At 75.2% G+C, this 15,108-nt stretch carries 1 protein-coding gene; it reads right to left on the bottom strand.

Annotated features, from left to right (window positions below):
- Positions 1 to 18: 18 nt before the first annotated feature.
- Positions 19 to 15,102: a type I polyketide synthase gene (locus tag AB0B50_RS00430; protein ID WP_362323274.1), complete on the bottom strand. Its 15,084-nt coding sequence runs from the start codon at positions 15,100 to 15,102 to the stop codon at positions 19 to 21.
- Positions 15,103 to 15,108: the final 6 nt, after the last annotated feature.

The raw sequence follows: 15,108 nt of genomic DNA, 5'->3' as shown, positions 1-15,108 counted from the left end.
GCGGCCGTCCTTCGGGCCTCAGGGGCTGCCGAGTTCGTTGTCGATGAAGTCGAAGAGCTCGTCGTCGGTGGCGGATCCCATCCGCTCCTCGACCGCGTCGTCCTCCGGGTCCGCGCCCTGCTGCAGGGCCTCCAGGAGGTCACGGAGCCGGTCCGTGACCGCTGTGCGCGCGCTGTCGTCGCCGACGCCGTCCCGCAAGGCGGCCGCCACGCGGTCGAGGTCGGCAAGGACGGCCGGGGCCTGCCCGTCGGCGTCGGGGGTGATCTCCTCGGCCAGGTGCCGGGCGATGGCACCGGCCGTGGGGTGGTCGAACAGGAGGGTGGCGGGCAGGTGCAGGCCGGTGGCGGCGCGCAGCCTGTTGCGCAGCTCCACCGCGGTCAGGGAGTCGAAGCCCAGGTCGAGCAGGGCCTGTTCGGTGCCGACGGCCGTGGGGTCGGCGAAGCCGAGGACGAGGCCCGCGTGGGTGCGGACCACGTCGCGCAGGACCCGCTCGCGCTGCGGTCCGTTCAGGCCCACGAGGCGCTGCCGCAGCGCGTCGGCGCTGTCGGGTCCCGCGCCGTCGCCCGCCGCGGCCCTGCGCGCCGGGGTGCGGACCAGGCCGCGCAGGAAGGCGGGCACTCCGCCCGCTCCGGCCTGTGCGGCGAGTGCGGAGGTGTCCAGGCGCAGCGGCAGGAGCACGGGCGCGTCCAGGCCGGTCGCCGCTTCGAAGAGGGCGACGCCCTCCTCGGGGGAGAAGGCGACGATGCCACCGCGGGCGATGCGGGCGAGGTCGGCCTCGCCCAGGTGCCCTGTCATGCCGCCGCCGGTCGCCCACAGGCCCCAGGCCAGCGAGGTGCCGGGCAGGCCCTGGGCGCGGCGCCGGTGGGCCAGGGCGTCCAGGAAGGCGTTGGCCGCGGCGTAGTTGGCCTGTCCCATGCCGCCGAAGACACCGGCGATGGAGGAGAACGCCACGAACGCGGACAGGTCGGCCGACGCGGTCAGTTCGTGCAGGTTCACGACGGCGTCGACCTTGGGCCGCAGCACCCGCGCCAGCTGCTCGGGCGTCATGTCGGCGACGACGCCGTCGTCGATGACGCCCGCCGCGTGCACGACGCCGGTCAACGGCCGCGGCAGGCTCCGCAGGAGCTTGTGCAGGGCCTCCCGGTCGGCGGCGTCGCAGGCGACGACGTCCGCCTGGGCGCCGAGCGCGGCGAGTTCGGCGCGCAGGGCGTCCGCGCCGTCGGCGGCGGGTCCGCTGCGGCTGGTGAGCAGCAGATGGCGTACGCCGTGTGCGGTCACCAGGTGACGGGCGATCAGGGCGCCGATGGAGCCGGTGCCGCCGGTGATCAGTACGGTGCCCTCGGCGTCCCAGGCGGGCTCGCGCGCGGGCACAGCCGCGGGCACCCGGGCGAGCCTGGCGACGTGCGTCCGCCCTGCGCGCAGGGCGAGTTGGGGTTCGCCCTGCGCGAGGGCGGTGGCTGGTGCGGCGGCGAGGGCGGCCTGCGAGTCCGGGTGGTCGTCGGTGTCGATGAGGACGAACCGGTCGGGGTTCTCGGTCTGCGCGGAGCGGATCAGGCCCCAGACCGCGGCGTGCGCCGGGTCGGGCACGTCGTCGTCCGGGTCGAGGGGCACCGCGCCGCTGGTGACGAGGGCCAGCTTGGCGCCGTCGTACCGCTCGTCGGCGAGCCAGGCTCGCACCAACTCCAGGGCCTGTGCGGTGAGTTCGTGCACGCTCGCGGTCAGGTCCGCGGCGCCCGTCGGGGGCAGGGCGGTCACCACGACGTCGGGTGCGGGTGCGCCCGCGTCGAGCGCGGCACCGAGGGCTGCGAGGTCCGCGTGGGTGGGGGCGAGCCCGGCGGTGACGTCCGCCGTGCCGAGGACGGCCGGTCGGGCGGCCGAGGCGGGCGCGGCCCCCTGCGCCCCCGCGAGGAGGGGCCACTCCAGGCGGAACAGGTCCTCGTGGGTGCCCCTGCGCGCCTCGCGCACACGGTCCTCCGAGACCGGCCTGAGCACGAGGGAGCGGGCGGAGGCGACGGGGCCGCCCGCGGGGTCGGCGATCGTCAGGGCGACGGCGTCGCGTCCCGTGGGCGTCATGCGCAGGCGTACGGCCGGTGCGCCGGTGGCGTGCAGCCGCACCCCGTTCCAGGCGAACGGCAGCCATCCCTGGTCGCTGCCTTCGAGCATCCCGAAGGCCAGGGAGTGCAGCACGCTGTCCAGGAGCGCCGGGTGGAGGCCGTACCGCCCGGCGTCCGCCTCCTGCCCCTCGGGCAGCCGCGCCTCGGCGTAGACGTCGTCGCCCCGGCGCCAGACGGCGCGCAGGCCCTGGAAGGCGGGGCCGTAGGCGAAGCCGCCGTCGGCGAGGCGCTCGTACAGGCCGTCGATGTCGACGGGTTCGGCTCCGGCGGGCGGCCACGCGTCGAGGCGGTCCGGTTCCGCGCGCCCGCCCGCGGTGACCCTGCCGCTGGCGTGCCGGGTCCATGGCTCGTCGACACCGGCGTGCTCGGGCCGCGAGTGGACGGAGAAGGCGTGGGCGCCGTGCGTGTCCGGTGCCTGGAGGGCGAGCTGCAGGGTCACCGCTCCCTGCCGGGGCAGCGTCAGGGGCGCTTCCAGGGTGAGTTCCTCCACCTCGTCGCAGCCCACCTGGTCGCCCGCGTGCACGGCGAGTTCGAGGAAGGCCGTGGCGGGGAAGAGCGCTTCGCCGAGGACCGCGTGGTCGGCGAGCCAGGGGTGGGCGGCGGCCGACAGCCTGCCGGTGAACAGGAATCCGCCGGTGTCGGCGAGCGGGGAGCCCGCGCCGAGCAGGGGGTGCCCGCCCGGGAGCAGACCCGCCGCGGGCAGGTCGCCGGTGGGCGGGGTGGGGGCCAGCCAGTACCGCCGGCGCTGGAAGGGGTAGGTGGGCACGTCCGCGGGGGCGCCGCCGCCGGAACCCGCGAACAGCAGCGCCCAGTCGACCGGGACGCCGTGGACGTGCAGCCCGGCCAGGGCGGCGGTGACGGCGGGGACCTCCGCCGTGTCCTTGCGCAGCAGGGGCAGCGCGGTGGCGCCGTCGGGGTCGGTGAGGCAGTCCTGGCCGAGGGCGGTCAGCGCCGCGTCGGGCCCGAGTTCCAGGAAGGCCGTGACGCCCTCGGCCTCCAGGGTGCGCACGGCGTCCAGGAACCGTACGGTCCCGCGGACGTGGCGGACCCAGTGGCCGGGGTCGCGCAGCTGCTCGGCGGGGGCCACACCCCCGGTCTGATCGCAGACCACGGGGATCTTCGGCTCGTGGTAGGTGATCCGCTCGGCGACCGCGCGGAAGGCGTCGAGCACGCCGTCCATGTGCGGGGAGTGGAAGGCGTGGCTCACGTTGAGGCGCTTGGCCTTGCGACCCTCGGCCCGCCAGTGGGCGGCGATCTCCTCGACGGCTCGTCCGTCGCCGGACAGGACGGTGGCGGCGGGACCGTTGACGGCCGCGACGGCGATCTCGCCCTCCCGACCCGCCAGTTGAGGCAGTACGTCCGCTTCGGGGACGGTGAGCGCGACCATGGCGCCGCCCGCGGGCGCGGCCTGCATCAGCCTGCCGCGCGCGGCCACCAGGGCTGCGGCATCCGGGAGGGTGAGCACCCCGGCGACATGGGCGGCGGCCAGTTGGCCGATGGAATGCCCGGTGACGAGGTCGGGCCGGACCCCGAACGACTCCACCAGGCGGAAGAGGGCCACGCCGAAGGCGAACAGCGCGGGCTGGGTGAAGGCGGTGGTGTCGAGGAGTGCCGCGTCGGGCGACCCGGCGGGCGCGTGCACGACATCGCGCAGCGGACGGTCGAGGAGCGGGTCGAACTCCGCGCACACCGCGTCGAAGGCGTCGGCGAACACGGGGAAGCGCTCGTGGAGTTCGGCTCCCATGCCGGGCCGCTGGCTGCCCTGCCCGGGGAAGAGGAAGGCGGTCCTGCCCGTCGCCGTGGCCGTGCCCGTGACGGCACCGGGCGCCGGCCTGCCCGACGCGAGCGCGGTCAGGGCGGCGACGAGGGCTTCGCGGTCCTCGCCGATGAGCACGGCGCGGTGCTCGAAGGTGCCGCGCCCGCCCGCCAGCGTCGCGGCGACGGCGTCGGCGCGCGGCGCGGGCTCGGCGGTGACGCGGGCCAGAAGACGCTCCGCCTGGGCCCGCAGGGCGTCCTCGCCCCGTGCGGAGAGGAGCCAGGGCAGGCAGTCCGCGGAGGGAGCGGGCGGGTCCGACGGGCTCTCGGTCTCCGGTGCGTCCTCCAGGACCTCCGATACGCGCTCCAGGACCTCCGGTACGTGCTCCAGGATGGTGTGCGCGTTGGTGCCGCTGACTCCGAAGGACGAGACACCTGCGCGCCGCGGGCGGTCGCCGTCCGGCCAGGCGGTGGCCTCGGTCAGCAGGTGGACCGCGCCCGCGGACCAGTCCACGTACGGGGTCGGCTCGTCGATGTGCAGGGTCGGCGGAAGCGTCCCGTGCCGCATGGCCAGGACCATCTTGATGATGCCCGCGACACCGGCGGCGGCCTGACTGTGCCCGATGTTGGACTTCAACGAGCCCAGCAGCAGCGGCCGTTCGGCCTCTCGCTCCTGCCCGTACGTCGCGAGCAGCGCCTGTGCCTCGATGGGGTCGCCCAGTTTGGTGCCGGTGCCGTGGGCCTCCACCGCGTCGACGTCCCCGGCGGCCAGTCCCGCAGCGGCGAGGGCCTGGCGGATGACGCGCTGCTGGGAGGGGCCGTTGGGGGCGGTCAGGCCGTTGCTCGCACCGTCCTGGTTGACGGCGGAGCCGCGTACGAGGGCGAGGACCGGGTGTCCGTTGCGGCGGGCGTCGGAGAGGCGCTCCAGGAGGAGCAGGCCCGCGCCCTCGGCCCAGGCGGTGCCGTCCGCGTCGGCCGCGAAGGGCTTGCACCGGCCGTCGGCGGCGAGACCGCGCTGCCGGCTGAACTCGACGAACGCGCCGGGCGTCGCCATCACGGTCACGCCGCCCGCGAGCGCAAGCGAGCACTCGCCGCCGCGCAACGCCTGGGCCGCCATGTGGACGGCGACGAGCGAGGACGAGCAGGCCGTGTCCACCGTCACGGCCGGACCCTCAAGGCCGAAGGTGTACGCGATGCGTCCGGAGGCGACGCTGCCCGCGCTGCCGATGCCCAGGTAGCCCTCGAACTCCTCGGTGGGTTCGGTGACCCGGGAGCCGTAGTCGCGGTGGCTGGAGCCGACGAAGACGCCGCCGTCGCCGCCCTTCACGGACGTCGGGTCGACCCCCGCCCGCTCGAAGGCCTCCCAGGCGAGCTCCAGGAGGAGGCGCTGCTGCGGGTCGATGGTCAGCGCCTCGCGCGGGGAGATGCCGAAGAAGGCGGGGTCGAAGTGGTCGGCGTCGTAGAGGAATCCGCCTTCACGTGCGTACGTGCGGCCCACGTGTTCGGGGTCCGGGTCGTAGAGGCCCTCCAGGTCCCAGCCGCGGTCCGTGGGGAAGTCGCCGATGGCGTCGGTCCCCTCGGCGAGCAGCCGCCAGAACTCCTCGGGGGTGGTCACGCCGCCCGGGAAGCGGCAGCTCATCGCGACGATCGCGATGGGGTCGTCGTCCTGGACCGCCACGGGTGCGGCGGCCGTCGCGACGGCCGTCCCGAGGGACGGCGCCGCCGTGCCGAGCAGTTCCTCGTGCAGGTGGTCGACCAGCGCGGCGGTGGTCGGGTGGTCGAAGACGAGCGTGACCGGCAGGCGCAGACCGGTGGCCTCGGCGAGCCGGTTGCGCAGCTCCACCGCGGTCAGCGAGTCGAAGCCGATGTCCTTGAACGCGCGCTCGGGGCCGATCGCGGCCGGGTCGGCGTGGCCGAGGACGGCCGCGGCCCGGGTCCGCACCAGGTCGGCGAGGTGCTCCTTGCGCTCGGCCTCGGTCAAGGGGGCGAGTTCGCGGGCGAGGGCGTCCTCCGCCCCGTCCGTGCCGGGCGCGGAGGCCCTGTCGGCGAGGACGCGGCGCACCTCGGGCACGTCCTGGAGCAGAGCGCTGGGCCGCAGGGCGGTGTAGGCGCGGACGAAGCGTTCCCAGGCGAAGTCGGCGACGATCAGGCGGGTTTCGTCGTCGTCCAGTGCCTGCCACAGGGCGTCGACGGCGCGGTCGGGGTTCATGGCGGGCAGGCCGTTGCGTACGAGGCGTTCGCCGACCTCGCCCGCGGCGAGGCTGTCGCCGCCCCACAGGCCCCAGGCCAGGGAGGTGGCGGGCAGGCCGCGGTCGCGGCGCGCCTGGGCGAGGGCGTCGAGGAACGCGTTGGCGGCGGCGTAACTGCCCTGTCCTGTGCCGCCGAGGGTGCCGGCGAGCGAGGAGAACAGCACGAAGGCGGTGAGGTCGCTGTCCCGCGTCAGTTCGTCGAGGAGGAGTGCCGCGTCGGTCTTGGGCCGCAGTACCGCGGCGGCGCGCTCCGGCGTGAGGGAGTCGAGGACTCCGTCGTCCAGGACGCCCGCGGCGTGGAACACCGCGCGCAGCGGGCGCTCGGCGGGGATCTCGCCGAGGAGCCGGACGAGGTCGTCGCGATCGGCCGCGTCGCAGGCCGCGACGGTGACGAGGGCGCCGAGCCCGGTGAGTTCGGCGACGAGCTCTGCGGCGCCGGGGGTGTCCTGACCTCGGCGGCCGACCAGGAGCAGGTGCGCTCCGCCGGCGCGGGCGATCCTGCGGGCGACGTGGGCGCCGATGCCACCGGTGCCGCCGGTGATCAGGACCGTGCCGTCGGGTGTCCACGAGGCGGCGGCGCGATCCGGACGGGCCACGGCGTGCTCCAGGCGCCGGGCGAACAACCCGGAGGAGCGGAGGGCGAGTTGGTCCTCGCCGTCGCGCTGGGCGAGGACTCCCGCGAGCCGGGTCCTGGCCCGTGCGTCGAGCCGTGCGGGCAGGTCGACGAGGCCCGCCCAGCGCTCGGGGTGCTCGACGGCCGCGACGCCGCCGAGGCCCCAGGCGTGGGCCTGGAGCGGCGCGCCGAGCGGGTCGGAGCGGCCCACCGAGACGGCTCCGCGCGTCGCGCACCACAAGGGTGCCTTCACGTCGGCGTCGCCGAGCGCCTGCAGCAGCGCTGCGGTGAGGGCGAGGCCGACGGGCAGCGCGCTCCCTTCGCCGTACGGGTCCTGCGCGAGGGCGAGCAACGAGAGCACGCCTTGCGCCGGGCCCTGCGGGGCGAGGGTGCGCAGGTGGTCGGCGAGGGCCGCGCGGTCGGTGTCGGCGTCGAGTGCGACGACGACGGGCTGCGCGCCGTGCTCGCGCAGCGCCTGTACGCAGCCTTCGACGACCGGGTCCTGAGCGGTCGCGGCAGGGACGGTCACCCACCAGGTGCCGGTGAGAGCGGGGGTCCCGTCGAGAGGCAGAGGTTTCCACGTGACCTGATGGCGCCAGGCGTTGAGGGCGGAGCGGTCGCGACGGGTGCGGCGCCAGGTGGACAGGGCGGGCAGGAGGGCGCCCATCGCGTCCCGCACACCGTCCTCGCCGCGCTCTTCGCCCCCGCCCACGCCCACGCCCTCGGTGTCGAGAATCGCCGCGAGCGCGTCGAGGTCCTGGCCCTCCACGGCGTCCCAGAAGCGCTGGTCGGCCGGGTCCGCGCCGTCGCTCGCGGGAGCCGCGCCAGTGGCGGGCTCCAGCCAGTAGTGGCGCTGCTGGAAGGCGTACGTGGGCAGCTCGCAGCGGCGGGCGCCGGTGCCGTCGAAGACCGCGCCCCAGTCCACCGCGTGGCCGAGGGTGTGCAGTTCGGCGAGCGAGGTGAGGAACCGGCCGCGGCCGCCCTCGCCGCGGTGCAGGGTGCCGACGACTCCCCCGGTGCCGACGACTCCCCCGGCTCCGGCCTCTCCCCCGGCACCGACGACTCCCCCGACCCCCTCCACGGCCTCCAGGCTCTCCTGGAGCCAGACGGTGAGCGCCGGATGCGTGCTGGCCTCGACGAACAGCCGGTGCCCCGCGGCGAGGAGGGAGCTCAACGCCCCGTGGAAGTCCACGGGTTGGCGCAGGTTGCGGTACCAGTACTCGGCGTCGAGCCCGGTGGTGTCCAGCACGGCACCGGTCACCGTCGAGTAGAAGGGGATGCGCGATGCGCGCGGGGTGACGCCTGCGAGCACCTCGCGCAACTCGCCCTGGATCTCCTCGACCTGAGGCGAGTGCCCGGCGAAGTCGACGCCGGGAAGGGGCCAGCACAGCACACCGGCGTCGGCGAGGGCGTCGTGCAGCTCACCGATGGCCTGCGTCTCTCCCGAGACCGTGACCGTGGTGGGCCCGTTGACGGCGGCGATGCCCAGCCGGTCGGACCAGGGGGCGAGCCGCGCCTCGACCTCATCGGGCGCCCGGGGGACGTACAGCATGGCGCCCCGTCCGGTGAGCGCGCGCAGGGCCTTGCTACGCAGGGCGACGATCCGGGCGGCGTCCCGGAGGGTGAGGGCTCCGGCGACGCAGGCGGCGGCGATCTCGCCCTGGGAGTGGCCGACGACGGCGGCGGGTTCGACGCCGTGCGCGCGCCAGACCTCGGCGAGCGAGACCATGACGGCGAACAGGACGGGCTGGACGACGTCGACGCGGTCCAGCGGCGGCGCGCCGGGGACTTCGCGCAGGACGTCGAGCAGGGACCAGTCGGCGTGCGGGTCGAGCTCCTCGGCGCAGGCGGCGATGCGCTCGGCGAACACCCCGGAGGTGTCGAGGAGTTCACGGGCCATGCCGGGCCACTGGGTGCCCTGGCCGGGGAAGACGAACACGGCACGCGGATCCTTGACCGCCGTGCCCCGCACGGCGGTCGGTCCGGTCCGTCCGTCGATCAGGGTGTCGAGTCCGGCCAGGAGCGTGTCCAGGTCGGCGCCGACGACGGCCGCCCGGTGCTCGAAGGGCGTACGCGTGGTGGCCAGGGAGCGGCCGACATCGGCGGGGCGGAGCCCGGTCCTCGCCGTCAGATGCGTACGCAGGCGTACGGCTTGGTCGCGTACGGCGTCGGCGGTCCGTCCGTAGAGCACCCACGGCACCGCGGTGTCGTCCGGTCCCGGCGCGGGATCCGTCAACGGCTCCTCGGCGGGCGGCTGTTCGACGATGACGTGGGCGTTGGTGCCGCTCAGGCCGAAGGAGGAGACACCGGCGCGCCGGGGGTGGCCGTTCTCGGGCCAGGGCGCGGCTTCGGTGAGCAGGGACACCGCGCCCGCCGACCAGTCGACGTTCGGGGAAGGTTCGTCCACGTGCAGGGTCGCGGGGAGCAGTTCGTGGCGCATCGCCAGGACCATCTTGATGATGCCCGCGACACCGGCCGCGGCCTGGCTGTGCCCGATGTTGGACTTCAACGAGCCGAGCAGCAGCGGCCGTTCGGCGGGCCGGTCCTGGCCGTACGTGGCCAGGATGGCCTGTGCCTCGATGGGGTCGCCGAGGGTGGTGCCGGTGCCGTGCGCCTCGACCGCGTCGACGTCGGCGGCGGTCAGCCGGGCGGCGGCGAGGGCCTCGGCGATGACGCGCTGCTGGGCCAGGCCGCTGGGCGCGGTCAGGCCGTTGCTCGCGCCGTCCTGGTTGACGGCGGAGCCGCGCAGGACGGCGAGGACCGGGTGGCCGTTGCGGCGGGCGTCCGAGAGCCGCTCAAGGAGCAGCAGCCCGACCCCTTCGGCCATGCCGAAGCCGTCGGCACCGGCGGCGAAGGACTTGCACCGGCCGTCGGGCGCGAGTCCGCGCTGGCGGCTGAAGCCGGTGAAGGTCAGCGGGGTGCCGATGACCGTCGCTCCGCCCGCCAGGGCCAGCGAGCACTCGCCGCCGCGCAGCGCCTGGGCCGCCATGTGGACGGCGACGAGCGAGGACGAGCAGGCCGTGTCCACCGTGACCGCCGGCCCCTCAAGGCCCAGGGTGTAGGCGACGCGGCCGGTCAGGACGCTGGTGGAGATGCCCGCGACGAAGAGCCCTTCGAGCTCCTCGGGTACGTCCTTCATACTGCCGCCGTAGCCCTGGTGGGCGGCTCCGGCGAAGACGCCGGTGCGGCTGCCGCGCAAAGTGGCGGGGTCGATTCCGGCCCGCTCCAGGGCTTCCCACGACGTCTCCAGGAGGAGGCGCTGCTGCGGGTCCATGGCGCGGGCCTCGCGGGGCGAGATGCCGAAGAAGTCGGCGTCGAAGCGGCCCGCGTCGTAGACGAAGCCGCCCGCCGCCGCGTAGCTCTTGCCCGGCCGGTCGGGGTCGTCGTCGTAGAGGTCGTCGAGGTCCCAGCCGCGGTCGGCGGGGAGCCCGGCGATCGCGTCGCGGCCCTCGGCGACGAGCTGCCACAGCTCGTCGGGGGTGCTGACGCCGCCCGGGTAGCGGCAGCTCATCGACACGATGACGACGGGGTCGTCGTCGGCCGCCGTGTCACGCGGCGACGGCGAAGTCTTACTCGCCGCCGCCAACACACCCTTCACACCCTTGCCACCGAAGAGTTCGGTGCTCAGATGGCGGGCCAGGGCGCCGGGCGAGGAGTAGTCGAAGACGACGGTGACGGGCAGCCTGAGGCCGCTCGCGGTGTTGAGCCGGTTGCGCATCTCCACGGCGGTCAGCGAGTCGAAGCCGAGGTCGCGGAAGGCGCGGTCGGGTGTGATCGCGTCGGCGGAGTCGTGCCCGAGGACGCCTGCGGCCTCGGTGCGCACGAGGTCGGTCAGGAGCCGTTCGCGTTCCGGCGCGGTCAGCTCCCGCAGCCGATCGCGGAGCGAACCCGCCGCCGTGTCCTCGCCGTCCTCCGAAGCGTCACCGCCCGTTTCGAGTGCGGCGCGGGCCTCGGGGACGGAGCCGATCAGCGGGCTGGGCCGACCGGTGGTGAAGACGGGGGCGAAGCGGCTCCAGTCGATGTCGGCGACCAGGATGTGGGTCTCGTCGTGGTCGAGGACCTGCTGGAGGGCGTTGACGCAGGTGGCGGGCGGCATGAAGACGACGCCCTGGGCGCGGAGTTGGTCCTCGACGAGGCCCGCCGCCATGCCGGCGCCGTCCTGAGGGCTCCAGATGCCCCAGACCACTGAGGTGGCGGCGAGGCCTCGCGCGCGGCGGTTCTCGGCGAGGCCGTCCAGGTAGGCGTTGGCGGCGGCGTAGGCGCCGTGGACCGCGCTGCCCCAGACGCCGGAGATGGAGGAGAACAGGACGAAGGCGTCGAGGGAGTCCGTGTCGAAGACGGCGTCCAGGTGCGCGGCGCCGCCCGCCTTGGCGTGCAGGGTGTCGGCGAACTCCGCCAGGTCCGTGTCGGCGAGCGGCACGAGCGAGCCCCCGGCCGCGGCGTGCAGGACGGACCGGATCTCGCAGCCGTCCGCCCGCAGCCCGTCCACGAGCGCGGTCAGGGCGTCCCGGTCGGTGACGTCGCAGGAGGCCACGGTGGTGCGCGCACCCAACTCCCCGAGTTCGTCGGCGAGTTCGGCGGCGCCCGGCGCGTCGGGGCCGCGGCGGCTGACCAAGACGAGATGCTCGGCCCCGTCGCGGGCAAGGCGGCGGGCGATGTACGCGCCGATGCCGCCCGTGCCACCGGTGATCAGGGTGGTGCCGCGCGGGGTCCAGGTGCGACGGGGCCGCGCCCCGTCCAGCGGCGACCTCAGCAGGCGGCGGGCGTGCACGGCGGAGCCGCGTACCGCCACCTGGTCCTCGTCGCCGAGCCCGGCGAGTACGGCGCACAGACGTGCCGCGGCGCGGGCGTCGAGCACCGGGGGCAGATCGACGAGGCCGCCCCAGCGCTGCGGGTACTCCAGGGCGGCGACCCTGCCGAGGCCCCAACCGACGTGCTGGGCAGGGCTCACCGGGGCGTCGGCGCGGCCGACGGAGACCGCGCCGCGCGTGGCCCACCACAGTGGCGCGTCGATCCCGGCGTCGCCGAGTGCCTGCACCAGGGCGAGGCCCAGGGCGGTGCCGACGGGCACGGACGGGTGGCGCGGGTGGGGTCGCGCGTCGGTGCCGAGCAGCGAGAGCACACCGGCGACCGGTGCGGCCGCCCCTGCCAGGGCTTCGGAGAGCCGGACGGCGAGAGGCCCTCGCTCGGTCTCGCCGTCGTCGAGCACGAGGGTGACTGCCGTGGCTCCCGCGTCCTCGACGGCGCGGACGCAGGCAAGGCTCTGCTCGTCCTCGGCGAGCGTGGCGGGCAGCAGGACCAGCCAGGTCCCGGACAAGCGGGTGCCGGACGGTTCGGGCAGCGGCCGCCACGCGAGCCGGTAGCGCCAGGACTCGACGGTGGCCAGCTCCGCGCGCCGCTCCCGCCAGGTGGCGAGGGCGGGCAGGACGGCGCTGAGCGGCTCGTCGGGGGCGACGCCCAACGTCGCGGTCAGCTCCGGGAGATCACCGGTGCGGACGGCCTCCCAGAACCGGTCCTCCACGGGGTCCACCGCCACGGCCGGGGCGCTGCCGGGGGACGGCGCGTGTTCCAGCCAGTAGGGGCGCCGCCGGAAGGCATACGTGGGCAACTCCACGTACGTGGGCAACTCCTGGTACCTGGACAGCTCCGCGTACGTGGACAGCTCCGCGACGGCGTCGCCGTGACCGTCGAAGACCTGGGACCAGTCGGGCGACAGACCACGCGCGTGCGCGTGGCCGAGGGCGCGCAGGAACCGGTCGAGTCCGCCTTCGTCCCTGCGCAGGGTGTCGAGCACCGCGACGGGCTGCTCGCGCGCGTCGTCCTCGGCGGTCTGTGTCACGCCGAGGGTGAGCACGGGGTGGGCGCTGACCTCGACGAAGAAGCCGTACTCCTGGCCGAGCAGGTTCCGCACGGCTTCTTCGAAGCGGACGGTCCGGCGCAGGTTGCGGTACCAGTACCCGGCGTCGAGTGCCGTGGTGTCCAGCCAACCCGCCTCGACCGTCGAGCAGAAGGGCACATCGGCCGCCTTGGGCGTGATCCCCGCCAGGACGACCCGCAGCCGCTCCTCGATCTCCTCGACGTGCGCGGAGTGGGAAGCGTAGTCGACCGGGATGACCTTCGCCTGTACGTCCCGCGCGACCAGCTCGGCGACCACCCCCTCGACGGCATCGACGTCTCCCGACAGCACGGTGGTGGCGGGCCCGTTGACCGCGGCCACCGACAACCGCCCGCCCCACGCGGCCAGTTGAGCCTCCAGCTCGGCCACCGGCAGCGCGACCGACGCCATGCCGCCGCGCCCCGCCAGATCGGCGAGGGCACGGCTGCGGAGCGCGACCACCTTGGCCGCGTCGTCCAGGGACAGGGCTCCGGCCACGTACGCGGCGGCGATCTCCCCCTGCGAGTGCCCCACCACCGCGTCCGGCTCGATCCCGTACGCACGCCACACCCGGGCGAGGGACACCATCACCGCGAACAGGGCGGGCTGTACGACATCCACCCGCTCCAGCGACGGCGCGCCGTCCGCGCCCCGCAGGACCCCCTCCAGCGACCAGTCCACGTACGCCGACAGAGCCCGCTCGCACTCCCCCATCCCCGCCGCGAACACCGGGGAGGAATCCAGCAGTTCCACCGCCATGCCCACCCACTGCGAACCCTGCCCCGGAAAGACGAACACGGTCTTCCCGGTGGGTCCGGTCGTCCCCTGCGCGACGCGCGGGCAGGGTGTCCCCTCGGCCAGCGCGGCCAGGCCTTCGGTGAATCCGGCCCGGTCCTCCGCCACGACGACCGCCCGGTGCTCGAACGCCGCGCGCGTGGCGGCCAGCGAGCGGCCGATCGCGGCGTCCGTCGCCTCCGTGTCGCCGATGTGGGCGAGGAGGCGGGCGGCCTGTGCGCGCAGGGCGTCCTCGCCACGGGCGGAGAGCACCCACGGCAGGGGGCCCTCGACGGGAGCGGGTGCGGGACGGTCGTCGGTCCCGGGCTCCGCCGGGGCGGGGGTGTCCTCTTCGAGGACGAGGTGCGCGTTGGTGCCGCTGACGCCGAACGCGGAGACACCGGCTCGGCGGGGCCGGCCTTCGGCCTCCCAGGGCCGGGACTCGGTCAGGACGCGCACGGCGCCCTCGGTCCAGTCGACGAACGGCGTCGGCTCGTCGATGTGCAGGGTCTTCGGCAGCCGTCCGTGGCGCAGGGCGAGCACCATCTTCATGACGCCGCCGACGCCCGCGGCGCCCGAGGTGTGGCCGATGTTGGACTTCAGGGAGCCCAGCCACAACGGCCGTTCGGCGGGCCGGTTCCGGCCGTAGGTGGCGAGCAGGGCCTGGGCCTCGATGGGGTCGCCGAGGCGGGTTCCTGTGCCGTGGGCCTCCACCGCGTCGATGTCGCCGGGGGTGAGGCGGGCGTCGGCGAGGGCGTCGGCGATGACGCGCTGCTGCGAGGGGCCGTTGGGGGCGGTCAGACCGTTGCTCGCGCCGTCCTGGTTGACGGCGGAGCCACGGATGACGGCGAGCACGCGGTGGCCGTTGCGGCGCGCGTCGGCGAGGCGCTCCAGGACCAGGACGCCGACGCCCTCGGACCACCCGGTGCCGTCCGCGGCGGCCGCGAACGCCTTGCAGCGCGCGTCCGCCGACAGGGCACGCTGCCTGCTGAACGCGACGAACGCGTCGGGGGTCGCCATGACCGCGACGCCGCCCGCGAGGGCGAGCGTGCTCTCGCCGCTGCGCAGCGACCGGACCGCGAGGTGCAGGGCGACCAGGGAGGAGGAGCAGGCTGTGTCGACGGTGATCGCGGGGCCTTCGAGGCCGAGGGTGTAGGCGACGCGGCCGGACACCACGCTGGCGGCGGTGCCCGTGTCCAGCAGCCCCTGGATCTCCGGCAGGTGCCGCGAGGTGCTGCCGTAGTCGTTGCGCATCGCGCCGATGAACACGCCGGTCTTCGTGGCGCGCAGCGCGGTCGGGTCGATGGCCGCCCGCTCCACGGCCTCCCAGGCGGTCTCCAGGACGAGGCGCTGCTGCGGGTCCATGGCGAGCGCCTCGCGCGGGGAGATCCCGAAGAACCCCGCGTCGAAGTCGGCCGCGTCGTGCAGGAATCCGCCGTGCCGGGTGAAGGAGGTGCCCGGGTGGTCCGGGTCGGGGTGGTAGAGCTCCTCGGTGTCCCAGCCGCGGCCGGCGGGCCATTCGGTGATGGCGTCGGTCCCGCTGTCGAGGAGGTCCCACAGCCGTTCGGGAGAGTCGACGCCGCCGGGGTACCGGCAGCTCATGGACACGATCGCGACGGGCTCGTGGCGGGCGTCCTCCGCCTCGCGCAGGCGTCGCCTGGCGTCTCCCAGGTCCGCGGTGGCACGCCTGAGGTACTCGAGGAGCTTCTCGTTCTCCGACATGTGTTT

Source organism: Streptomyces sp. NPDC041068 (genome assembly GCF_040647455.1).
Classification (GTDB): domain Bacteria; phylum Actinomycetota; class Actinomycetes; order Streptomycetales; family Streptomycetaceae; genus Streptomyces.
Note: the sequence above shows the minus strand (reverse complement) of the source record. Positions and strands in the feature narration are given on the sequence as shown.

Coding starts and splice junctions, on each gene's coding strand:
- AB0B50_RS00430 (WP_362323274.1), bottom strand. CDS start 15,102: ATGTCGGAGAACGAGAAGCTCCTCGAGTACCTCAGGCGTGCCACCGCG.